A 21,465-nucleotide genomic window follows, 5' to 3' on the forward strand; every position below is an offset into this window, starting at 1 on the left:
GATCCGCTCTCTGACCCAACGATCAGAGAGCTTCACCTGGCGCGGTCATTGGCGCCTCCGCCTGTACCGCCTCAAAACCATCGAGTGAATAGGTTAAGGATCCGTTTCTTCATCTGGCTAAAAATACCTCGGAGCGCGAGGCAGAGCCTCCCAAACTCGCCCACCACCTTGCCGCTGGGTTCATTCTGAGCGATAGGTTGCCAAAGGCTTCGGAGGATCGCGCATGAAAATCGCCACATTCAACATCAACGGCATCAAAGCGCGTGCCGAAGCCCTTCCCCGTTGGCTGGATGACGCGCAACCCGACGTCGTTCTTTTGCAAGAAATCAAGTCCATCGACGAGAACTTCCCACGCGAAATGTTTGAAGAGCGTGGATATAACGTGGAAACCCACGGGCAAAAGAGTTTCAATGGAGTGGCCATCCTGTCGAAACTGCCATTGGAAGATGTCTCGCGCGGTCTGCCGGGTGACGAAGAAGACGAGCAAGCTCGCTGGATCGAAGCCACTGTTGTCGGAAAAAAAGCGCTGCGGCTCTGCGGCCTGTACCTGCCCAATGGCAATCCCGTGCCCGGCCCGAAATATGATTACAAGCTGGCGTGGATGGAACGACTGTATCAACGCGCGCGTGACCTGCTGGACAGTGAAGAGCCAGCCCTGATGGCGGGTGACTACAATATCATCCCGCAGGCCGAAGATGCCAAACGTCCTGAGGCATGGCGGGAGGACGCCCTGTTCCGCCCCGAAAGCCGTGCGGCATTTCGCAAGATCCTGAACCTTGGGTTTACCGAGGCATTCCGGGCCACGACCCAAGGCCCCGGGCATTATTCATTCTGGGATTATCAGGCCGGTGCCTGGAACCGAAATGACGGCATTCGGATCGACCATTTCCTGTTGACCCCTCAGGCTGCGGATCTGATGCGCGATTGCCGGATCGACTTTGAAATCCGTGGACATGAAAAGCCTTCGGATCACGTGCCGGTCTGGGTTGATTTGGACCTGTAGTCCCTCAGGCCGTCGGATCGTAGCTGTAAATCCATTCGTATCGTTGCGCGAGCCTTGGACCAAGCGCCATCAGAGCGGCCTGCGCGGCCAGGCGCATCGGGCCTCTGAGATGAAAGTTTCGCGCATTTGATCCCGCTGCAGCAACGACTTTTCGCGCGCGTGCTTTACGCGCGCTTTCGTATGCAGCCAACGCCTGTGCGACACCCGGCTGCGCCTCGAAGGCACGTGCAAGACACCACGCATCCTCCAGTGCCAAACAGGCTCCTTGCGCCATGAAGGGCAGCGTCGGATGTGCCGCATCGCCCAGCAAAGCAAGTCGACCATTTTGCCATTTCTCGGCAACCGGGCGCAGGAACAAAGCCCAAATGTTGACATTCTGGACTTGCGCCAAAATATCGCCCACTTCCCCGCCAAAGTCCGCGAAGCGCGCACGCAGATCAACTGGATCACCCTCCAGACGCCATCCTTCCTCATGCCAGTCTGACCGTTCTTCGATCGCTACGATGTTCATCTGGCTTTGATCGCGCAATGGATACGTCACCACATGACGCCCCGGCCCCATTGTTAGCGCGGCGCGCGGCATATGCTCGGGACGGTTCCATGGAATCGTGGCCCGCCATGCGACTTGATGGGTGAAGGCTGGTGTTTCGAGCCCGTTGAGGATCGGCCGGATCGCGCTGCGTCCGCCGTCTGCTGCAATGACACATTCGGCCCGCAGCCTTTCGCCGCCTTCCAGAACGATCTCGGCCTCTCCGGGGTGTTTGCGTACTTCGGTGACGCGTGATCCTGGACACAGTTCCACTCCGGCGCGCAACGCGGCCTTGTGCAGTAAATCAAGCAGGTCAGCGCGGTGGTAGTAATATGTTGATCCTGCGGCGGGACTGGGTACGCGGCTAATCACCCGCCCTTTCCGATAATCACACAGCACTGTGCCAAACGATTTTTGCCCGAAAGCAGGCCTGCCCTCTGCAACGCCAAGAGCCCTCAGCACAGTCATGCCATTGGCGCTGATTTGCAGACCTGCTCCGACTTCGGTCAGTTCGGCAGCCTGTTCAAGCACAGTGACCTGTGCGCCCCTGACTTGCAGTGCTAGCGCGGTGGCCAGACCACCGATGCCGCCACCAATCACGCAGAATCTCAAACCATGGATATTCATGCCCCCGCCTTAACGCAAAAACGCCGGAGCCACAGGCCCCGGCGCTTAAGTTTTTGACCCCAATCCGGCGATCAATCGTCGCGGTGGACCTTTTCGCGGCGCTCGTGACGTTCTTGTGCCTCAAGCGTCATGGTGGCAATGGGACGCGCGTCCAGACGTTTCAGCGAGATCGGGTCGCCGGTCTTTTCGCAATACCCGTATTCCCCTTCGTCGATCCGGCGCAGGGCCGAGTCGATCTTGGCGACCAGCTTACGCTGACGATCCCGTGTACGCAGTTCCAGCGCACGGTCGGTTTCCTCGCTGGCGCGATCTGCGACGTCCGGAATGTTACGGGTGTTGTCCTGCAGCCCTTCAATCGTGTCGCGACTGCCTGCCAATAGTTCTGTCTTCCAATCCAGCAGCTTGCGCCGAAAATACTCAAGCTGACGATCATTCATGAAAGGTTCATCTTCGGCCGGACGGTAGTCCTCCGGCAGAAAAACTTCCTGCTTCATATTTGCTCCCTCGGTATGGCCAGAAACGTCGGTCGCGGTTGTTTCACCTGACATTTGGCTCTCCCTTCTGCGCAGCGTTTAGCCGACAGGCCGTGGAATGTCACTACACAAACGTTGCATCCACATTCGCCCACGCGGATTTGTCTAAATATGAGACAAACATCAAGAAAACCTTGTTTTTCTATGAAATTCAGCAGGCTTTTTTGGGGCGGCTAACTTAACGCCTTAACGTCGACTGCACGCGAATCAAGCAAAAGGGCTTGGAGATGCAGTAAAAATCCCGTTGTTCGACGCAGGGACGCGGGTTGTCAAAAACCTTGCCGCTCTGTAACCCGGAAAACACAGTTTGCCCGACCACGTCGCACAACCACATGAGAGGCCCATGACAGCACGTTTTCAAGGTACAGCCGAATATGTCGCCACAGACGATCTGACCATTGCCGTGAACGCAGCCGTCACACTCGAACGCCCTCTGCTGGTCAAAGGGGAACCCGGCACTGGCAAGACTGAGTTGGCCAAACAGGTGGCCGGCGCGTTGGGCGTACGGATGATCGAGTGGAACGTGAAATCCACCACCCGCGCGCAGCAGGGGCTGTATGAATATGATGCTGTCAGCCGCCTGCGCGACAGTCAGTTGGGCGAAGAGCGCGTGCATGACGTGTCGAACTATATCCGCAAGGGTAAGCTATGGCAGGCATTCGACGCCGATGAAAAGGTTGTTCTGCTGATCGATGAGATCGACAAGGCGGATATCGAATTTCCCAACGATCTTTTGCAGGAACTCGATAAGATGGAGTTCCATGTCTATGAGACCGGAGAAACAATCCGGGCCAAGAACCGCCCCATCGTCATCATCACTTCAAACAATGAAAAAGAGCTGCCCGACGCCTTTCTGCGCCGTTGCTTCTTTCACTATATCCGCTTCCCCGATGAGGCCACGATGCGCCGTATCGTCGAAGTTCACCACCCCGGCATCAAAGACGCGCTTTTGACCACGGCGCTCACCCAGTTCTATGAAATCCGTGAGACACAGGGTTTGAAGAAAAAACCTTCAACCTCAGAAGTTCTGGACTGGCTGAAGCTGTTGCTGGCCGAAGACCTGAGCGCCGAAGACCTCAAGCGCGACGGGGCCAGCGCCCTGCCCAAATTGCACGGAGCGTTGCTTAAAAATGAGCAGGATGTGCATTTGTTCGAACGCCTGGCCTTCATGGCACGCGGCAAACGGTAGCTGAAACCTGAACATTTGGTGATCTTGGCTTGCGTTGCTGCACCCCGGCTGTCAGCATCGCGAAAGTGACAGGCTCAACCTCACAGAATTGGATAGATCGCTTGGCGAACACATTGAAAATCCGCCCACTTCAAGCCGAAGACAAGGATCAGTGGGCTGACATGTGGCGGGACTATCTAGCGTTCTATGAAACCACGCTGCCCGCAGAGGTGTACGAGACGACGTTCTCAAGACTGTTGGGTGATGATCCGCAGGATTTTTCATGTTTTGTCGCCGAGCAGGATGGCAATCTGGTCGGGTTGACGCATTACCTGTTTCACAGCCACGCATGGAAAGTGGAAAAGGTCTGCTATCTTCAAGACCTGTTCGCCCGCCCCGAAGCCCGTGGAACAGGCGCGGGCCGTGCGTTGATCCAGGCGGTGTATGACGAGGCTGACCGGCAAGGTGCTCCGTCTGTCTATTGGCTGACACAGGAGTTCAACAAAACCGCGCGCCAGCTCTATGACCGCATCGGAACGGTCACGCCATTTATCAAGTATTCCCGCACATGATGCGTTGGTCCGCTCTTGTTCTGGCGTTGTTTGCGGCGGGCTGTACAACTGTAGAAACCATTCAAACGGTTCCGGTGTCAGACGAGGTTCGCTCGGTTGAGGCGACATTGCCTCCGACCAAGACCTTTGGTGCTCCGCGGCCCTGGCCACCTGCCCGATCCAACAAGAACATCGCCGAAGACTTTGTGGCATTGCATTTCGCGTTAGAAAGCGGGGCCGCGCTGCCCGTGTTCACCCGGTTTGAAACACCGGTCACAGTAAGGCTGACAGGTTCACCTACCGCCAGCATGCAACAGGATCTGACACGACTGCTGAACCGCCTGAAACGCGAAGCCGGGATCAATATCCGGCAGATCCGTGAGGGTCAGGCCAATATCACGATCGAGGCAGTCAGCCAGGAAGACATCCTGCGCATTCTGCCCAATGCAGCCTGTTTCGTGGTTCCAAACGCCTCAAGCCTGGACGAATACCGCCGTGACCGCCGCAAGGCGAAAAGCAGTTGGACCGAACTGCGCCAACGCGAACGGCTTGGCATTTTCATCCCTTATGATGTCAGCCCACAAGAAATACGGGACTGCCTGCATGAAGAGCTGGCCCAGGCCCTTGGGCCGTTGAATGACCTCTATCACCTGCCGGATTCTGTGTTCAACGACGACAACATCCACACCGTTCTGACCGGGTTTGACATGTTGATCCTGCGTGCCGCTTATGCGCCCGAACTGCGCACGGGCATGAGCCGCGAAGAAGTTACCGCCGTGATCCCCGGGGTACTGAGCCGCCTGAACCCGCGCGGCAATCGGCTGGCTGCGCAACCTGCAACCGAAACTCCACGTGAATGGATCGACGCCATCCAGAAATCGCTGGGGCCTGGGCCCGGTTCGCCCCGGCAAATGCGGGCAGCCAGAAAAGCAGCAAGCATCGGTCAACGACTGGGATGGACGGACCACCGCCGCGCTTACCCCCACTACCTGATGGGTCGGATGGAGCAGTTCCGAAATCCGAACGAAGCGCTGCGCCAGTTCCAGATTGCTCAGCAGTTTCTGAAGGCAACGCCTGGAACCGAAGTTCACCAGGCCTATGTGACCACTCAGACCGCTGCATTTGCTTTGGCTCAAAACCAGGGGCCCCGCGTCTTGCCAGAACTGAACAACGCCATTGACGTGATGACCCGCGCCGAAAACGCCTCGATATTGGCTACTTTGCTTCTGTTGAAGTCCGAGGCTTTGAAACAGTCCGGACAGCTTCAACAAGCCCGTTCGGTCAGGCTGGACAGCATTGGTTGGGCGCGATACGGGTTCGGCTCGGAACTGGTGGCCCAATCTTTGGTTGAAAGCGCAGGCCAGCGGAGTTCCAGCAGCACGACAGACGGGTGAAACGCATATGGTGGTAGTTTTGGGAATGGCGATCCTGGGGGCAATCCTGGGCGCTTTGACCGCGAAGAAACGCAATGGCAACGGGGCCGACATGGCGCAATATGCGGCAGGCTACGGGATCGCGTTTGCGCTGGTCGGGTTAATAATATCGCTCGTTCTGGTCCGCTTGGTGGTATAGCGCGATGTTTCTGCCCTTCTTCGAAAACCTCCGCAAAGCTGGAATTCCGGTCTCGCTCCGAGAATACCTGACTTTTCTGGAGGGCATGAAAAAGGGTCTCGCCACTTATGATGTCGAAGCGTTTTATTACCTCGCGCGTGTGTCGATGGTGAAAGACGAACGCAACATCGACAAGTTTGACCGCGCTTTTGCTGCCAGCTTCGAAGGGCTTAACGAGATCAGTTTCGATCAGGTTCTGGAAGCCGTGGATATCCCTGGCGACTGGCTGGCCAAGATGGCCGAAAAGCACCTGTCGGATGAGGAAAAAGCCGAGATCGAAGCGCTTGGCGGGTTTGATAAGCTGATGGAAACCCTGCGCGAGCGGCTCAAGGAACAACAGGGCCGCCATCAAGGGGGCAACAAGTGGATTGGCACAGCCGGAACCTCTCCGTTTGGGGCCTACGGGTATAACCCCGAAGGCGTCCGCATCGGTCAGAAGGAAAGCCGCCATCAGCGCGCCGTAAAGGTCTGGGACAAGCGGGAATTCAAAAACTTAGACGACACAGTTGAACTGGGCACACGCAACATCAAGGTCGCCTTGAAACGGTTGCGCCGCTGGGCCCGTGAAGGCGCGGCTGAAGAGCTGGATCTGGACGGCACGATCCGCGCCACGGCTGAACATGGCTATCTGGACGTCAAGACCCGCCCCGAGCGTCACAACGCGGTCAAGGTGCTGCTGTTTCTGGACGTGGGCGGATCAATGGATCCGCACATCAAGGTGGTCGAAGAACTGTTTTCCGCCGCCCGAACCGAGTTTAAGCATCTGGAATATTACTACTTCCACAACTGCCTTTATGAAGGTGTTTGGCGCGACAATCGCCGTCGCTGGGATCAACAGACCCCCACGCACGAAGTGCTGCGCACCTATGGCGGTGACTACAAATGCATCTTCGTTGGCGATGCCTCGATGAGCCCGTATGAAATCGCCTATCCCGGCGGGGCCAACGAACACTGGAATCAGGAAGCCGGACAAGTCTGGCTGCAACGGGCGCGCGAACAGTGGGCATCCAACCTTTGGATCAATCCAGTGCCCGAGAAATATTGGGAATACACCCATTCCATTGGGATGATCCGAGAGATTTTCGAGGATCGCATGGTGCCCATGACACTGGCCGGCCTGGAACAGGGCATGAGGGAACTTACGCGGTAGAGCGTGTAACCAAGATCGGTCAGATGTCTATTTCTTGTAGGCGATTTGACTGACGTAGGACATGTAGCCAAAGAACGTATCTTGCGCGACGCGGTCGCGGGCCTCTTGCTTCAGGGCCTCTCCGGTGCCGGGCTGCAGAATGCCTTCTTCCACCAAGCGATCCGCGCCCCGATCTATGACGGTCAGAAAGTACTCGGCCTGCCCTTCAGCAACATAACCGTGGCCTTTACGTGCACCCAATGCAAAGCCGTTTTCGGTCAGCAGACCTGATATCTGACGCATGATCCAAAGGTTGGTGACGTTCTGGTTGATCATGAAACGCACAAGCTGATCCAGCGGATCGAAATCGGCGATCTGAGCGGTTGCGGTGCTGTAGTCTCCATCACAAATCGCCAATATGCCGCCGGGTTTCAAAATCCGATGAGCCTCGTGAATGGCTTTCTCCGGTTCGGGGACATGGCACAGCAACGTGTGCATCAACACAATATCGAACTTACCGTCAGGCAGGCCAGTCTGCCTTGCGTCCCCAACCACAAAGCTCAAATTGGGCTCGTCCGCAAAATGCGTGTTGGCACGGGCTACCATTACGGGCGAAGGCTCTACCCCCAGTGCTGTTTCGGCTCCGGCCATGCCGATCAGATCCCGCGTGACATATCCTGTCCCGGACCCCAATTCGACAGCTGCGGCGTTGGGGGGCAGCTTAATATCCGTAAGATAGGCCTGCCTGATCGCAATCTGCGCGGCATCCTGGCTGCGGATATCTATCGCGTCCGCGATACGTTTCTGAAGGTCTTCATCCTGAGATGCGAGATCGGCATAGGGGTCAGACACAGCACTTCCTCCGGCAAAATCGGATGGATTATACTGCAAATTCGCAAAATTCTCATCTGGCTTGAACTGCTTGGCGCTCGGATTTATCCCGAAAGGCTCTTAACGGTGCTGTACCTCGCGCACTCAACGGCTGTTGCGGCAGACGGGACGGTTCTAGTTGGCACCCTTGCGTCCCTCTTGCCAGCCCTTCGCTGCTGCCCCATATCTGGGCTATGATCAAGCTCACCCCGATCCTTCTGGCCGTTTTGTACGGCCTTGCGATGTACCGGATATCCGTCTGGCGCACCCACCGAGAGTTGGACGCAAAATCGACCGAACTGGCCGACCCCGCGTTGAAGCGTATGACGGACCGGCTGGCGGCTGCCCTTGGTATCGATCGGGTGCCGGTTTACATCTATGAGATCGACCCGGTGAATGGGTTGGCCGCCCCAGACGGGCGGATTTTCATTACGCGGGGGTTCTATCGCAAGTTTCGCAATGGCGAAGTTTCAGCCGAGGAAATGGCCAGTGTCATCGCACATGAGTTGGGGCATGTGGCGCTGGGGCACGCCCGGCGGCGGATGATTGATTTTTCCGGTCAGAACGCGATGCGGACGGCGTTGATACTGGTCCTGAACCGGTTCATCCCGTTCATCGGTGCGATGATTGCCAATGCTTTAACCGCCCTTTTGGCCTCGCGCCTGTCACGAGGGGATGAGTATGAGGCCGACGAATATGCCGCAGCTTTGTTGACCAAGGCCGGGATCGGAATTGGCCCGCAGAAATCACTGTTCCACAAGTTGGAGGACCTGACGCATCAACGCGCCGGTGTCGTTCCGGCGTGGTTGATGAGCCACCCCAAGACGGACGAGCGGATTGCAGCGTTGGAAGCTCTTGAACAACGTTGGGAACGTGGCTGAGGGTGCGCAGCGAGAGGCGAGCCTCTCGCGCTCTCCGAGGTATTTTTAGCCAGATGAAGACAGATCCCGTTTACGTGGTGAGGGCTTTGCCCAATCGGGGAAGGCGGGCTTTTTTCATCAATGCGCGCAAGGTCCATTGATCACCTGAAAGACGGTTAGCCTCGGCAAGGACCTGAGCCGCGAGTGCGTTCATCCCAATTGCGTCTGCCTGCCAAAAACCGTGAAGCAGACTGTCTGGGTCACGCCGTTCAAGCCCCTCTTCGGACAGGATATTTCTGGGGAAATCCTTCGCATTCACCGTCACGATTACATCGGCAGACGCAGCAATTGCGGTGGCCAATACATGAATGTCAGCAGCATCAGGCAGCCAAAGGCGGTTTTGCAGTCCCTCGTTAACCGCACGCTCGGCATCGGGCCAATTGGCTTGTGTCAGTGCGATTTCGGCACGGGCTTGTGCCTCACCCGTTGGGCCAAGTTTGCGGGCGGCGCGGGCCCATTCCTCGAGGATGCGTGCAGACCAGATCGGGGTGAAATGACCCATACGCGCCGCGCCCAAAAGCATCTCGCGTATCACCGTGGGGTAGATCACGCAGGTGTCGAGCACGGCTTTCATAGGCGATAGAACACCGCTTTGAGGTAACCGCTTTCCGCCAGTTGCGGCAATTGCGGGTGATCCGGGCCCGCAAACCCGGTGTGGATCAGTTGTGCCTGCCGTCCGGCCCGACCGATCCCGCGGGATGAGGCATCGCGGAATCGCCCCAGATCAGCGGCGTGTGAACATGAGCACAGTCCCAGATAACCACCGGATTTGACCAGAGGTGCGGCCAGTCGGGCGATCCGCTCATAGGCGCGCAGCCCTGCATCCAGCGCTTGTTTCGACGGCGCAAAAGCGGGCGGGTCGCAGATCACGACGTCAAACTGCGCGCCCTCTTCCCCCAATTGGGTCAACACGTCGAACGCGTCGCCCTGCCGGGTTTGGAACTTGTCAGCAAGGCCCGAAGCCTCGGCGCCCTTTGCCGCCAACTCCAGTGCGGCGGCAGAGCCATCAACAGACAGCGCCTGCCCTGCACCGCCTGCCAGCATGGCGAGACCAAAGCCGCCCACATGGCTGAAAACATCCAGAACCTGCGCTCCGGGATGAACAAGCCGCGCAGCGAAGGCATGATTGGGACGCTGGTCATAGAACAGGCCGGTTTTCTGCCCGCCGGTCAGATCGGCCATGTAGGTCGCGCCATTCATCGGCACCGGCAGCGGTGCATCGGGTGCGGTGCCGCGCAGGGTTTGGTTGACGTCGTCCAGCCCCTCAAGCCCGCGTGTGCGACCCGAGGCGTTCTTTAGAACCGTGGACACGCTTGTCACCTTGACCAAAGCGTCTGTCAGCAGGCCCAGATGTGCCTCGACCCAGGCCGCGTTCGGCTGGATAACGCAGGCGTCACCAAAGCGGTCGATGATCACGCCGGGAAAGCCATCCGCCTCGGCATGGATCAGGCGGTAATACGGGGCGTCAAACAGGCGTTCGCGCATCTCGAGGGCGCGCCGCAAGCGGGTTTCGAACCACACGGCGTCAAGCTGCGCGTCAATATCACGGTCCAGAACCCGGCACATGATCTTGGACTCGGGGTTGACCGCCACCAGCGCGATGGGCGCGCGTTTTTCATCCTCAAGCACGGCCAGTGCACCGGCAGGGATTTTACGGGTACGGCGGTCGGTGACGATGTCGTTGGCATAGACCCAAGGGAAGCCATGACGCAGGCCGCGCGCATTGGCTTTGGGTTTCAGGCGGATACGGGGGCGGTCGGCAGATTGGGTCATGGCGCCCTCATAGTCAGGAACGCGGCGGTCGAAAACCCCTAGCGGTTACGGGATCGCCATCCGCCTCGGCGTTTGGGGGTCTGAGCCGCCTGAAGACCCTCGCTGAGGACTTGTGTCATGGGATGATCGGGGTTTTGGTCCACGTAGCCCGCGTGCAATTCCGCCAGCGCTGTATTCTGATCGCGATCGGCAGGCAGGCTGAGCGCCCAGTCCAGAAAAATGCTGCGGCATTCGGGCAAGGAGATGCCCTCAATGCGATAAGCTTCAAGGATCAGACCCTTGTGGTCGTTGGGATCAGTGCTGCGCGCCATCTTCGCCCCCTTTGATCACGCTCCCGATCAGATCGGCTGCGGTCGTGTAACTGTCCTGCAATGCCGCCTGCAGCGCCTCAACCTGTTCGAACCCGGTCGCGCGGCATAGAAACGCGGTGCCACCCTCGCCTATTTTGTCGGCCTCGATGACCTTGCCCGACAGTAGTCGGGCGGCACATTGCACCGACCAGCATAAATCATAGCACTCTTTCAGCGATTGCGCCTGCGCGACATCCAGCAATCCGGCTGCGACGGCCCCATCCAGACCCGATGATACATCGCGCTGCGCCGAGCCTGCCAGCAAAGCGCCGGTTTCGGCCATCAGTTCGATGTCCATCAGACGCCCCGGTCCGTTCTTGGCATCCCAGATACCCGCAGGTGCCTTGGCGGCAGCAAGGCGCGCGCGCATTTCTGCCACTTCGCGCAGAACTTTGGCCTGTTCTCGTGGGCGAGACAGGAATTCAGCCCGAAAGGTCTCAATATCTTCAGCCAGCCCCGCGTCACCCGCAACGACATGTGCGCGGGTCAGGGCCAGATGCTCCCACACCCAGGCTTCGTTTTGCTGATAGTTGGTAAAGCTGGCCCAGCTTGTTGCCACCGGCCCCTGATTACCCGAGGGGCGCAATCGCATATCGACCTCATACAAACGCCCTTGGGACATTGGGGCCGAGAGTGCTGTAATCAGCGCCTGCGTAAACCGAGCGTAATATGTCCGCGTGGCCAATGGGCGCGGGCCATCCGACATCTCTTGGTCCAAGGGATCATAGATCACGATCATGTCCAGATCGGATTGCGAGTTGATCCGCCCTGCCCCAAGTGAGCCCATACCCAGAATAGCCGCCCCGCGCCCCGGCGCAGGACCATGTTTGCGGGCGAAGTTTTCAGTGACGTGTGGGAGTACGGCTGCAATCACCGACTGAGCAAGCTCAGCATATTGCTGACCGGCCTGTGCCCCGTCAATCAGGCCGCGCAGATGGTGCACACCAATGCGGAAATGCCATTCCTTGCACCAGCGCCGCGCCAGATCGAGCTGAGTTTCATAGTCCGTTTCCTCTGAAAGGGCTTGTGCCAGTTCGGCCTGCAGCGCCTCTTGCCCCGGCCAATCAGTAAAGAAACTGCCCCCGATCACTGCGTCAAACACAGACGCATTGCGTGACAGGTGCGAAGCAAGCGCATGGGATGTGCCAACAATATCGACCAAGAGGTCAATCAGATGCGGGTTCGCTTCGAACAAGGAAAACAGCTGCACGCCGGCGGGAAGACCGGCCAGAAACCCGTCCAAGGCCATAAGCGCCTCGTCTGGCTTGGCCGTCTTGGCGAGGCGCGACAGCAATTCTGGCCGCAGGCGTTCGAATATCCGCGCACCTCGCTGGCTTCGCAACGCCGGATAGGTCGTCCAACGCGCCAGTATCTTCTTGTCAAACTCCACGTCCTGCACAGGTGCGGGCGGTTGTGATTGGCCCGGAGCAAAGAACCCCTCGGTCAGTTCATGTACTTCGGTCAGGCGGTTCGTCAGGTCTTGCATCAACTCGGCGCCGCTGATCCCCATCAGGCACGCGACGCGTTCGATTCCATCTGGCGTTTTGGGAACCTTGTGGGTCTGCGCATCGTGAATCATCTGAATGCGATGCTCGACCTCGCGATGCGCCCGGTAGTGATCGGTCAACTTGTCAGTAACGTCCTGTGGCACCCAGCCTTTTGACGCAAGCGCCGCCAGCCCCGGAACAGTCCCCCGCACCCGCAGGTCAGCATCCCGCCCACCTGCGATCAGTTGGCGGGTTTGAGTGAAAAACTCGATCTCTCGGATACCGCCCTGCCCCAGCTTCATGTCGTGGCCCGGGATGGACAAAGACCCACCGGTGCCTTTGTTTTCCCGGATACGCAGACGCATATCATGGGCGTCCTGAATGGCCGCAAAGTCCAGATGACGGCGCCAGACGAATGGGCGCAGGCTGTCCAAAAACCTTTGACCCGCAACCAGATCCCCGGCACAGGGTCGTGCCTTGATATAGGCTGCTCGTTCCCAGGTGCGTCCAAGGCTTTCATAATACCGTTCAGCCGCCTCCATCGCCATGCAGACCGGTGTCACGGCGGGATCAGGACGCAGCCTCAAATCGGTCCGAAACACATACCCGTCTGCCGTCTTATCACTGAGCGTTGCGCAAAAGTTTCGCGTCGCCTGGACCATGCCCTGCCGGGCTTCGTAAAAATCATCTGGGTCAAACAGCGTCTCATCAAACAGGACGATCAGGTCAATGTCCGAGCTGTAATTCAACTCGTGCGCGCCCATCTTGCCCATCGCAAGAATGACCAGCCCGGCTGCGTTTTCGACATCATCTTCAGTCATTCCGGGCAGTTTCTTGCGCCGGATCAAAGCAGCGATCTCGGCCTTGGCCGCAACATCCGCAGCCAGGGCTCCGAAATCCGTCAGGGCCGCCGTGACCTTCTCTAACGGCCACGCACCTGCAATATCAGCCAAGGCGGTCAGCAGCGCCAAACGTCGCTTGGCCTGCCGCAAGCCGGGTTTCAACTGATCGGGCGGCAGATCACGGGCTGCAGCCATAACGTTCGCAAGGGCCTGATCCGGCTGCTCCAATGCCTCGGGCAACCAGCCTTTCTCACGCTCGATCAGACCTTTCAGATAGGGGCTGGACCCGGCAGTGCCCGCCACGAGCTCACCCATTTCCTGCGGCAAATCTGGCATCAGGGCCCGCGCTTCATCTCCTAAAGACGGATCAAAAGCACGTGGAAGTCGGGTAATGGCAAGTGCGTCAGTCATGCGCGCACCCTGCGCATCGCGGCGCGTCATCGTCAATGGGGCATTCTGATCAGACGTCCTGAACGGGTGTGTCCTGACTGAAACTGTTGACCCAGACGTCGTTCCTTCGTTCCCACAATGAGGAAATCAGCATCGCTTCGCGCTCTGTCGCACCGGGACGCAAGTAATCAGCCCTATAAGACAACAGGACTATATCCGATGTCAGAACCCGCAACCGCGCATCGCTCAGATCAAACTCCACCATCGTCGGAGAATCCGCGAATTGGCCAACATGATCATCGCGATTGGCAAACCCGGTTGGGTAAACCCCCAGAAAATCTGCACTCAGCAAAGCACGGTCTGCGCTTGCATTACCTTCGACCAACGCCATCCAGACCTGCTTTTCCAGGTCAAGAATTTCATTCAACGCCGGAGCTGTCCTGTTTTCAGTCATATTCATGACCGCACCCTGCGATCAGTGGTGTTCAACGTCAACCGAGTTGCAGAATGTAAATCTTTTTCACATCACCCCTTGCATCAGCAAAATGCATCCCCATCTAGACAATGTGAAAAGAATTTACATCAACCCTGGAGAGCTTTCATGACTGCACTGTCAGACCCCGCCGTCCCCGCAAATCCGGGATGGCTTTACCGAATTGAAGCCTGGCTGGACGACAAAGGCAAAGGGGCCTGGATCGCCGCCATGGTCCTTGGGTTCATCTTCTTCTGGCCCGTTGGCCTAGCCCTTCTGGCTTATATGATCTGGAGCAAACGCATGTTCAGCAAGCCCTGCAGCCGCCGCAAATCCTGGCACAGCCACATGAGCGCAATGAAGCCGTCGGGTAACAGCGCCTTTGACGCTTACAAGGCCGACACCCTTGCCCGTCTGGAGCGCGAACAGCAGGATTTCGAAGCCTTCCTGCGCCGTCTGCGCGAGGCCAAGGACAAGGCCGAGTTCGACCAGTTCATGGACGAACGCGCCCGCGAGAACCACGAAGACGACGGCAAAGGCGCACCTGCCTGATAGCCCTTGCCCTGCCCCGATACTTCGGGTCAGGGTGCCTCAACCCTATCTTTCGGACCTGACGAATGAACCACCTGCCCAACCCGGATACTCAACCAGAATTCTACAGCTCGGTTGCGACCAAGCGCTTTGTCGCGTGGCTGTTCGATATCGCCTTCATCTCGCTGCTGTGCATCGTGCCCGTCTTCCTGACATTCGGTGCGGGGCTGTTTTTCCTGCCGCTGATTTATGCGGTGATCAGCTTTGCGTATCGGGTCATCACAATCTCGAACGGCTCAGCCACGCTGGGTATGCGCTTCATGGGCATCGAACTGCGCGACGCGTTCGGCGAACGTATGGATATGGGCAAAGCCATCGCCCATACTGCCGGTTATTTCGTCAGCATGGCGTTTTTCGTGGTCCAGATCATTTCGGTCATCATGATGCTGACAAGCGCCCGCGGTCAGGGCCTGACCGACAGTTTCCTGGGGACTGTTATGATCAATCAAAGAGCGTGAGGCCCAACTGCGTGAATCACTTGGCGGTCTCGGGAACGGTTGTTATCATCTGTCCCGAGGCTAGATGGGAACTTCATGCGACACACGCTGCCAATTGCGCCACAATTCTATGTGACCGCTCCACAACCCTGCCCTTATCTTGACGGCAGGATGGAGCGTAAATTGTTTACAGCCCTTCAAGGCGAAGGCGCTGAGCAATTGAATAACTCGCTTTCGCAGCAGGGGTTTCGCCGATCGCAAAACGTGCTTTACCGACCGTCCTGCACGGACTGCGCAGCCTGCCTGTCCGCCCGGATCGACGTTTCGGCCTTTCGCGCCACCAAAAGCCAGAAACGCGCTGCAAAGCGCAACGGGTATCTGGAACGCCGCGCAACGTCACCCTGGGCTACAGACGAACAATACGAACTGTTCCGCCGTTATCTGGATACCCGGCACGCCGACGGCGGCATGGCCGACATGGATGTGTTCGAATTTGCTGCCATGATCGAAGAAACTCCGATCCGCAGCCGTGTGGTAGAATATGCCGACCCGAAAACCGGCGATCTGATCGCAGTCAGTCTGACTGATGTGCTCGATGACGGGCTAAGCATGGTCTATTCTTTCTACGATCCAAACCAGCCCCAGAATTCGCTGGGCACATACATGATCCTCGATCACATAGACATCGCGCGCGAAGCCGGCCTGCCCTACATCTATTTGGGCTACTGGGTCCCGGGCAGCCCCAAGATGGGCTACAAGGCCAAGTTCTCAGGGCTCGAGGCTTATATTCAAGGCCAATGGCAAAAGATCAAAGATCCAGATGCCTTTTCCGATGCATCGCATCACCCGTTGTCCTCAGCCCCAATAGCGGAGCAAGTGGCCAATATTCAGTTGCCAGACCGCCATCCGACCAAAGGCTGACATCATCATGAAGCAAAATTTGCACGCGGTTACCCTTGTAGTGCCCGACTACGATGCCGCGATCTCATTTTATACCGAAACGCTCAAGTTCCAGCTTCTGCAGGACATCGACCTGGGCGACGGCAAACGCTGGGTATTGATCGCCCCACCCGGCTCAAATGGCAGTTCTCTTCTGCTGGCCAAAGCTGACGGCCCCGACCAGGAAGCCGCTATTGGCAATCAGACCGGTGGCCGCGTGGGTTTCTTCCTTCAAACCGATGATTTTTCTCGCGATCATACCGACATGCTGGCACGGGGCGTGACGTTAGAGGAATCCCCACGCTCCGAGCCTTATGGCCAGGTCGCAGTCTGGCGTGACCCCTTCGGCAATCGTTGGGACCTGATAGAATTCAACTGATCCGCATCTTCATCTGGCTACAAATACCTCGGGGATGAATTGGCCGCAGGCCAAGAAGGGGCTGGCCCCTTTTCTAAAGCAAAAAAGAAAAGGGGGCCACCGGGCCCCCTTTGCATCTTGCTTACCGGGATCAATTCGGGATCAGATCCGGCACGATGGTGACGATCGAGGGGAAGAACCACAAGATCGCAATGCCAACCACCTGGATCAACACAAACGGTATGATCCCTCGGTATATGTGGCCGGTTGTGACCTCTTTTGGGGCAACCCCCCTCAGATAGAACAAGGCGAACCCGAAGGGCGGCGTCAGGAACGAGGTCTGCAGGTTCACAGCCACCATGATCGTCACCCATTTCGGATCGAAAGATCCACCATAAATCACCGGCCCCACAATGGGGATCACGATGTAGATGATTTCGAGGAAGTCCAGCACAAAGCCCAGAATGAACAGCACCAGCATCACGATCAGGAATACCGTGAACTCGTTGTCAAAGCTCTTCAGGAACTGCTGAATATAGTGCTCACCTCCAAACGAAATCACCACAAGGTTCAGCAACTGTGATCCGATCAGAATGGTGAAGACCATCGAGGTCACTTTGGCTGTCTCGCGAACAACGGGCGTCAGAACACCGCTCGAGAACAAGACCCAGCAACCATATAGCAGTCCAAACAGAGCATACAGATACGTTGCATAAGCCAGAACAAAAGCGATCACGGTTTCGACCGAAGCACCTTCCTGATTGACCCTGAGGTCAAAGTTCACGCCCAACAGCAAACAGATGATCACGGCAAAGGTCGACCAGATGATGACGCCGCCGGAACGACCTTGATCATGCAATTTGCGATAAGCGGCCAGCATGATTGCCCCGCCCGCACCCAATGCGGCGGCAGGTGTCGGGTTGGTGATACCGCCCAGGATCGAACCCAGCACCGCGATAATCAGAACCAAGGGTGGAAACACCACGCGGATCAGGTCGTTGGTCGCACAGCGTGCTGCCGCTTCCCGGCAACCATAGATCGCAATGGCAAAGGGAATGGCCAACAGAACAAATGTCAGCCCCGCAGATGTAGTCGGTGCAATAAACAGAACATCGACCAACAACATCAACAAAAGACCAATCGCACCAACGATCAACGGCTGTGGCGAGCGCGAGGGCGCGATGCCCCGACCCAGAACCAGCGTCAGCGCCAGCAGCACCACAAAAATCGCAACTCCGTTTCCAATCGGCGCTGCATTCGCGATTTTTGCCTCGCGGGCTTCAACCAGCTCCTCCTCGCTCAAACGCTCGGCATTGGCGATGCCACCGGCAGCGTCGATCTCTTCCTGCTCGGCAACCGCCTGATCCCAGGCGGACTGGCCATGCAGATCGATCATCGATGCCTTGCATTCTTCCGATACGTTGGTGCGCAACGATGCGCCCTGCCCAACATCCGAGAATGCTGAGACCGAGATGTTCTGGCTGCCGATGACGCCAGCACTGCCCAAAAGCACGGCACCGACAATGATCGCAACCGGCGCGCCCAGCAGCCAGGTCAAACCCTCTGAGCGGGTGATCGTCTCACCCGAGCCACCGGACATTTCAACGGCTGGCGCTTTGTCCGGGTTCAGCAACGCGTACCCAAAGGCATAGAGCGCATACAGCAAGGCCAGCATGATCCCCGGCAGAAGTGCCGCCTGAAACAGGGTTCCGACCGAAACCACTGCGGGCTCACCCAGATAGGTCAGCGCGTCGGTACATCCGGCCTCGACCGCACGCGTTTCTTGCGCGGTCGAATAAAGATCACCGGCCAGCGTTCCCAACAAAACAATGACAATCGACGGTGGAATGATCTGTCCCAACGTGCCCGAGGCCGCAATCACACCAGTCGCCAGCTCTGGCGAGTAATTGTTCCGCAACATGGTCGGCAAGGCCAGCAGGCCCATGGTCACCACGGTTGCGCCGACGATACCGGTCGAGGCCGCCAGAAACGCGCCAACAACCACAATCGACACTGCCAGACCGCCGGGCAGCGGGCCAAAGACACGCGCCATTGTCGTCAACAGATCGTTTGCGATCTTCGAGCGTTCAAGCGTGATGCCCATCAAAACGAACATCAGCACGGCTAGAAGTGTCTCAATGGACTGACCGGCCAGAACACGTTCGTTCATTCGGTTCACGATGAACGAAACATTGCGGTCCAAAGCGGTTTCCCAACCTTGAACAAAGACCGGCTCGGCGATCCTCGGTAAGTCTGGGTATCGGAACACAGATATCGTGTCGGGTTTCACACCCGAGTTCACGACATCCCGGTAGGCTTGCGAGCCTGTGTCGATCGCCTGATGGATCAGCAATCCTGCGCTGTCCAAGGCTGCGATGATCCCGAATGAGATAACCCCGGCCCCGCCGATGGCAAAGGCCACCGGGAAACCGGACAGGATGCCTCCGAAAAGGCAAAAGAATACGATAATGAGGCCTATCTCGACGCCATCAAGTCCGAATAGCATTGTCTTGGTCTCCGTCCTTAATGTGCGCCTTCATAGGCTTCTTCGCCCTCGCCAAGGCTGTCCTTGTCGAGGTATTTTCCGGCGCTTTCCGGCCCTTCCACGTATTCCAGATACGACCGCCACAGGAACGCTATCGCGTGCAGGAACACCATGCCTGCAAACAGCACCAGCAGGATCTTGAAGAGGAAATACGCGTTGAACCCGTTGGGACTGAACCCGATGGTTTCAACGTTCCAGCGCAGTGCGCGTGACTTGGCCACGAGACGATCCAAGGTGTCACTGGCCGAGGGCTTCGGCACGATCAGGTGCCGCCACATAAAGTACCAGCCATACATCCATGTCAGCACTGCCATGGGCATCATGAACAGCATCGCGCCGCACATATCGACAACGCGCTTGGCGCGGTGGCTGATGCCCGCATAGATCAGGTCAACCCGCACATGTCCGCCCTGAACGAAAGTGTATGTGCAGCACAGGCACACGACCATTGCGTTGTAGAGTTTAAGTTCTTCCGCGAACCAACTGATATCCTTCTGAAACGGTATACCCAGACCAAAGGCCATGTCGGCCCGTGTGAACACGCGTTGCATGAATACGATGACGATCTGCTGAATGACCATCAGAAGACCTGCCCAGGCAAAGAAACGCCCGGTGACGTTTGCGAACCCTTCCAGCCCCCGAACCATGCCCCACATGAAGTTCCGATAGTAGAGGCCAATGGCCGTCAGAACCAGAAACAGCGTGAAGACCACAAAGAAGAACTCGACCGAGCCCCCATAATAGACAAAGCGCATGATCGCTTCTTTGTCCGACCAGTTCAGCCACAGCTGCGGATGCGTCACCGCATATCCGAAATTATAGAAGGCTTCGGCAATGTTCTGAATGAACCAGATCAGTCCATTCCACAGGGCGCCGAAAAACGAAATACCGTTGTCGTCCTGCATGTTGTCCCCGGGTCGCGTCGGTTGCATTGCTTATTATAGCGGCATGATGGGTCCGCGCATATGCAACAGGAAAGGCTTCCCCGCGATTGCGGGGAAACCGTTTACGTTATTGGCTGATGTTTAGCCGCGAACGCGGTCGCGCTGAGCGGTATAGACACCCGACGACAGGTTGTTCCACGCGGACGATGCTGCCATCGACGTCATGGCGCTGTCGTGGATCTTCTTGAACAGCTCGTCGCCCATGTTTTCGTCCAGAACTTCTTGCGAAGCCTGACCGAAGGCGTCCCAAACGCTTTCCGGGAATTCCATGACCTTCACGCCACCGGATTGCAGACGCTGCAGGGCTGCACCGTTGTTGGCCAGGAACTGCGCCAGGTTCCACTGGTGCGCTTCGGCAGCGGCGATCTCGATGATCTTCTGCTGCGCCGGCGTCAGGCTGTCGAACACGTCGCGGTTGGTCGCCAGCGACAGACCTGCACCCGGCTCGTGGAAGCCAGCGGTGTAGTAAGTTTTGGTGATTTCCTGGAAACCGGCCTTTTCGTCCGCCCAGGGACCGATCCACTCGGTGCCGTCAATCGCACCAGAGGACAGCGCCTGATACACTTCCGAGCCCGGAATGTTCTGTACGGATGCGCCCAGCTTACCCAGCGCCTGGCCACCCAGACCCGGCATACGGAACTTAAGACCCTGGAAATCCTCAGGACCATTGATCTCTTTCGAGTACCAACCGCCTGCCTGCGCGCCGGTGTTACCGGCCAGGAAGGATTTCAGGCCAAAGATCGAACCCAGTTCATCATGCAGCTCCATGCCGCCATCATGATAGTACCAGTTCACCAGCTCCTGCGCGGTCATGCCGAACGGCACAGCGGTGAAGAACGCATAGCCCGGGTGCTGACCTACAAAGTAGTAGTCAGCGGCGTGATACATGTCGGCCTGACCGGAAGATACCGCGTCAAACACTTCGAAAGCGCCAACCAGTTCACCGGCTGCTTTGATCTCAACATTCAGGCTGCCATCAGACATCGCGTTGATGCTGTCGGCACAGCGCTGCGCGCTATCAAACACGCCCGCCAGACCGCGACCCCATGAGGTCACCATGGTCAGCGTGCGCTGGCCCTGAGCGTAGGCCGGTGCCGCCAGAGCGGTTGCTGCAGCTGCTGATCCGCCCAGCGCGGATTTTTTCAGAAATGAACGACGATCCATATGAGTGTTCCTCCCCTTCATAGTCATAATCCGGCACAGCCGGACCTGTCGCATTCAATGCGCGTCAGCCTAATGACAGTGATGTGGATGGGAATACCTACTACTGCGTAGACGAGCGGTTTCTTTTGCTGTTTTTCACAGATTCTTTGACCATCCTCCAAGTAAACAATGCAAAAAACTCGCCATTTTGCTGATCCTGCCCATTCCTTTTGCATTTTCGCCGCCGCTTGCG

Annotated in this window: 22 protein-coding genes; 11 read left to right on the forward strand and 11 right to left on the reverse strand. The window is 57.5% G+C overall.

Annotated elements, in window-relative coordinates:
• Window positions 1-223 precede the first annotated feature (223 nt).
• Window positions 224-1,003, forward strand: a complete 780-nt coding sequence (gene xth / locus GS636_RS03165) for an exodeoxyribonuclease III (RefSeq protein ID WP_171668417.1) — start codon at window positions 224-226, stop codon at window positions 1,001-1,003.
• Between the two features lie 4 nt (window positions 1,004-1,007).
• Here the strand turns inward: xth and GS636_RS03170 are convergent, their stop codons facing one another.
• On the reverse strand, window positions 1,008-2,159 hold the full coding sequence (locus GS636_RS03170; protein ID WP_171668418.1) for an FAD-dependent monooxygenase: 1,152 nt from the start codon (window positions 2,157-2,159) through the stop codon (window positions 1,008-1,010).
• A gap of 71 nt (window positions 2,160-2,230) precedes the next feature.
• Entirely contained in the window at window positions 2,231-2,653 is a 423-nt protein-coding gene (dksA, locus tag GS636_RS03175) for an RNA polymerase-binding protein DksA (protein WP_170354457.1), read from the reverse strand.
• Between the two features lie 382 nt (window positions 2,654-3,035).
• On the opposite strand from dksA, the gene GS636_RS03180 reads away from it, so the two are divergent.
• The 5 genes from GS636_RS03180 to GS636_RS03200 all read left to right on the forward strand — a co-directional run bounded on the left by GS636_RS03180 (window position 3,036) and on the right by GS636_RS03200 (window position 7,172).
• The gene (locus GS636_RS03180) at window positions 3,036-3,881 is read left to right on the forward strand and encodes a MoxR family ATPase (protein WP_171090569.1); all 846 of its coding nucleotides are present in this window, start codon (window positions 3,036-3,038) and stop codon (window positions 3,879-3,881) included.
• 101 nt (window positions 3,882-3,982) lie between these two features.
• Complete coding sequence (locus tag GS636_RS03185) at window positions 3,983-4,432, forward strand: N-acetyltransferase family protein (protein ID WP_371732058.1); 450 nt, start codon at window positions 3,983-3,985, stop codon at window positions 4,430-4,432.
• Window positions 4,429-5,805, forward strand: a complete 1,377-nt coding sequence (locus tag GS636_RS03190; protein WP_171668419.1) for a DUF2927 domain-containing protein — start codon at window positions 4,429-4,431, stop codon at window positions 5,803-5,805. Before GS636_RS03185 ends, GS636_RS03190 begins: the two co-directional genes overlap by 4 nt.
• Window positions 5,806-5,812: 7 nt before the next feature.
• Window positions 5,813-5,983: a hypothetical protein gene (locus GS636_RS03195; RefSeq protein ID WP_171090573.1), complete on the forward strand. Its 171-nt coding sequence runs from the start codon at window positions 5,813-5,815 to the stop codon at window positions 5,981-5,983.
• Between the two features lie 4 nt (window positions 5,984-5,987).
• A complete protein-coding gene (locus GS636_RS03200) occupies window positions 5,988-7,172 on the forward strand; it encodes a VWA domain-containing protein (RefSeq protein ID WP_171090575.1) in 1,185 nt (394 codons plus the stop codon).
• A 27-nt stretch (window positions 7,173-7,199) separates the two neighbouring features.
• On the opposite strand, the gene GS636_RS03205 is transcribed toward GS636_RS03200, so the two are convergent.
• Complete coding sequence (locus GS636_RS03205) at window positions 7,200-8,003, reverse strand: methyltransferase domain-containing protein (protein ID WP_171668420.1); 804 nt, start codon at window positions 8,001-8,003, stop codon at window positions 7,200-7,202.
• 212 nt (window positions 8,004-8,215) lie between these two features.
• On the opposite strand from GS636_RS03205, the gene GS636_RS03210 reads away from it, so the two are divergent.
• Window positions 8,216-8,902: a M48 family metallopeptidase gene (locus tag GS636_RS03210; RefSeq protein WP_171091198.1), complete on the forward strand. Its 687-nt coding sequence runs from the start codon at window positions 8,216-8,218 to the stop codon at window positions 8,900-8,902.
• Window positions 8,903-8,972: 70 nt separating this feature from the next.
• Here GS636_RS03210 and GS636_RS03215 read toward each other — a convergent pair whose 3' ends face one another.
• Genes GS636_RS03215 through GS636_RS03235 form a run of 5 tightly spaced genes read right to left on the reverse strand, consistent with a single transcriptional unit; the run spans window position 8,973 to window position 14,243 of the window.
• Window positions 8,973-9,515, reverse strand: coding sequence for an RSP_2648 family PIN domain-containing protein (locus GS636_RS03215; RefSeq protein WP_171668421.1), 543 nt, complete (start codon window positions 9,513-9,515; stop codon window positions 8,973-8,975).
• The gene (locus tag GS636_RS03220) at window positions 9,512-10,714 is read right to left on the reverse strand and encodes an RSP_2647 family RNA methyltransferase (protein ID WP_171668422.1); all 1,203 of its coding nucleotides are present in this window, start codon (window positions 10,712-10,714) and stop codon (window positions 9,512-9,514) included. Before GS636_RS03220 ends, GS636_RS03215 begins: the two co-directional genes overlap by 4 nt.
• A gap of 38 nt (window positions 10,715-10,752) precedes the next feature.
• On the reverse strand, window positions 10,753-11,025 hold the full coding sequence (locus GS636_RS03225; RefSeq protein WP_171090584.1) for a hypothetical protein: 273 nt from the start codon (window positions 11,023-11,025) through the stop codon (window positions 10,753-10,755).
• The gene (locus GS636_RS03230; protein WP_171668423.1) at window positions 11,009-13,804 is read right to left on the reverse strand and encodes a glutamine-synthetase adenylyltransferase; all 2,796 of its coding nucleotides are present in this window, start codon (window positions 13,802-13,804) and stop codon (window positions 11,009-11,011) included. Before GS636_RS03230 ends, GS636_RS03225 begins: the two co-directional genes overlap by 17 nt.
• Window positions 13,805-13,853: 49 nt before the next feature.
• The gene (locus tag GS636_RS03235; protein ID WP_171668424.1) at window positions 13,854-14,243 is read right to left on the reverse strand and encodes a nuclear transport factor 2 family protein; all 390 of its coding nucleotides are present in this window, start codon (window positions 14,241-14,243) and stop codon (window positions 13,854-13,856) included.
• A gap of 141 nt (window positions 14,244-14,384) precedes the next feature.
• Between GS636_RS03235 and GS636_RS03240 the strand changes: the two genes are divergently transcribed.
• The 4 genes from GS636_RS03240 to GS636_RS03255 all read left to right on the forward strand — a co-directional run bounded on the left by GS636_RS03240 (window position 14,385) and on the right by GS636_RS03255 (window position 16,601).
• The gene (locus GS636_RS03240; RefSeq protein WP_171668425.1) at window positions 14,385-14,807 is read left to right on the forward strand and encodes a DUF2852 domain-containing protein; all 423 of its coding nucleotides are present in this window, start codon (window positions 14,385-14,387) and stop codon (window positions 14,805-14,807) included.
• 65 nt (window positions 14,808-14,872) lie between these two features.
• Window positions 14,873-15,304, forward strand: coding sequence for an RDD family protein (locus GS636_RS03245; RefSeq protein WP_171090593.1), 432 nt, complete (start codon window positions 14,873-14,875; stop codon window positions 15,302-15,304).
• Window positions 15,305-15,379: 75 nt separating this feature from the next.
• Window positions 15,380-16,204, forward strand: coding sequence for an arginyltransferase (locus tag GS636_RS03250; RefSeq protein WP_171185747.1), 825 nt, complete (start codon window positions 15,380-15,382; stop codon window positions 16,202-16,204).
• 7 nt (window positions 16,205-16,211) lie between these two features.
• Window positions 16,212-16,601 (forward strand): VOC family protein, encoded by a 390-nt coding sequence (locus GS636_RS03255; RefSeq protein ID WP_171668426.1) that lies wholly within the window; start codon window positions 16,212-16,214, stop codon window positions 16,599-16,601.
• A 130-nt stretch (window positions 16,602-16,731) separates the two neighbouring features.
• Here GS636_RS03255 and GS636_RS03260 read toward each other — a convergent pair whose 3' ends face one another.
• The 3 genes from GS636_RS03260 to GS636_RS03270 all read right to left on the reverse strand — a co-directional run bounded on the left by GS636_RS03260 (window position 16,732) and on the right by GS636_RS03270 (window position 21,233).
• A complete protein-coding gene (locus tag GS636_RS03260; RefSeq protein WP_171668427.1) occupies window positions 16,732-19,086 on the reverse strand; it encodes a TRAP transporter large permease subunit in 2,355 nt (784 codons plus the stop codon).
• A gap of 17 nt (window positions 19,087-19,103) precedes the next feature.
• On the reverse strand, window positions 19,104-20,030 hold the full coding sequence (locus GS636_RS03265) for a TRAP transporter small permease subunit (RefSeq protein ID WP_171090601.1): 927 nt from the start codon (window positions 20,028-20,030) through the stop codon (window positions 19,104-19,106).
• Between the two features lie 120 nt (window positions 20,031-20,150).
• On the reverse strand, window positions 20,151-21,233 hold the full coding sequence (locus GS636_RS03270; RefSeq protein WP_171090603.1) for a TRAP transporter substrate-binding protein: 1,083 nt from the start codon (window positions 21,231-21,233) through the stop codon (window positions 20,151-20,153).
• Window positions 21,234-21,465: the final 232 nt, after the last annotated feature.

Source organism: Ruegeria sp. HKCCD4884 (assembly GCF_013110855.1).
Lineage (GTDB): Bacteria > Pseudomonadota > Alphaproteobacteria > Rhodobacterales > Rhodobacteraceae > Ruegeria.

Excerpts from the sequence above, each read along its gene's own strand:
- xth (WP_171668417.1), top strand. The coding sequence starts at position 224 with ATGAAAATCGCCACATTCAACATCAACGGCATCAAAGCGCGTGCCGAA.
- GS636_RS03170 (WP_171668418.1), bottom strand. The coding sequence starts at position 2,159 with ATGAATATCCATGGTTTGAGATTCTGCGTGATTGGTGGCGGCATCGGT.
- dksA (WP_170354457.1), bottom strand. The coding sequence starts at position 2,653 with ATGAAGCAGGAAGTTTTTCTGCCGGAGGACTACCGTCCGGCCGAAGAT.
- GS636_RS03180 (WP_171090569.1), top strand. The coding sequence starts at position 3,036 with ATGACAGCACGTTTTCAAGGTACAGCCGAATATGTCGCCACAGACGAT.
- GS636_RS03190 (WP_171668419.1), top strand. The coding sequence starts at position 4,429 with ATGATGCGTTGGTCCGCTCTTGTTCTGGCGTTGTTTGCGGCGGGCTGT.
- GS636_RS03195 (WP_171090573.1), top strand. The coding sequence starts at position 5,813 with ATGGTGGTAGTTTTGGGAATGGCGATCCTGGGGGCAATCCTGGGCGCT.
- GS636_RS03200 (WP_171090575.1), top strand. The coding sequence starts at position 5,988 with ATGTTTCTGCCCTTCTTCGAAAACCTCCGCAAAGCTGGAATTCCGGTC.
- GS636_RS03210 (WP_171091198.1), top strand. The coding sequence starts at position 8,216 with ATGATCAAGCTCACCCCGATCCTTCTGGCCGTTTTGTACGGCCTTGCG.
- GS636_RS03215 (WP_171668421.1), bottom strand. The coding sequence starts at position 9,515 with ATGAAAGCCGTGCTCGACACCTGCGTGATCTACCCCACGGTGATACGC.
- GS636_RS03220 (WP_171668422.1), bottom strand. The coding sequence starts at position 10,714 with ATGACCCAATCTGCCGACCGCCCCCGTATCCGCCTGAAACCCAAAGCC.
- GS636_RS03225 (WP_171090584.1), bottom strand. The coding sequence starts at position 11,025 with ATGGCGCGCAGCACTGATCCCAACGACCACAAGGGTCTGATCCTTGAA.
- GS636_RS03230 (WP_171668423.1), bottom strand. The coding sequence starts at position 13,804 with ATGACTGACGCACTTGCCATTACCCGACTTCCACGTGCTTTTGATCCG.
- GS636_RS03235 (WP_171668424.1), bottom strand. The coding sequence starts at position 14,243 with ATGAATATGACTGAAAACAGGACAGCTCCGGCGTTGAATGAAATTCTT.
- GS636_RS03240 (WP_171668425.1), top strand. The coding sequence starts at position 14,385 with ATGACTGCACTGTCAGACCCCGCCGTCCCCGCAAATCCGGGATGGCTT.
- GS636_RS03245 (WP_171090593.1), top strand. The coding sequence starts at position 14,873 with ATGAACCACCTGCCCAACCCGGATACTCAACCAGAATTCTACAGCTCG.
- GS636_RS03250 (WP_171185747.1), top strand. The coding sequence starts at position 15,380 with ATGCGACACACGCTGCCAATTGCGCCACAATTCTATGTGACCGCTCCA.
- GS636_RS03255 (WP_171668426.1), top strand. The coding sequence starts at position 16,212 with ATGAAGCAAAATTTGCACGCGGTTACCCTTGTAGTGCCCGACTACGAT.
- GS636_RS03260 (WP_171668427.1), bottom strand. The coding sequence starts at position 19,086 with ATGCTATTCGGACTTGATGGCGTCGAGATAGGCCTCATTATCGTATTC.
- GS636_RS03265 (WP_171090601.1), bottom strand. The coding sequence starts at position 20,030 with ATGCAGGACGACAACGGTATTTCGTTTTTCGGCGCCCTGTGGAATGGA.
- GS636_RS03270 (WP_171090603.1), bottom strand. The coding sequence starts at position 21,233 with ATGGATCGTCGTTCATTTCTGAAAAAATCCGCGCTGGGCGGATCAGCA.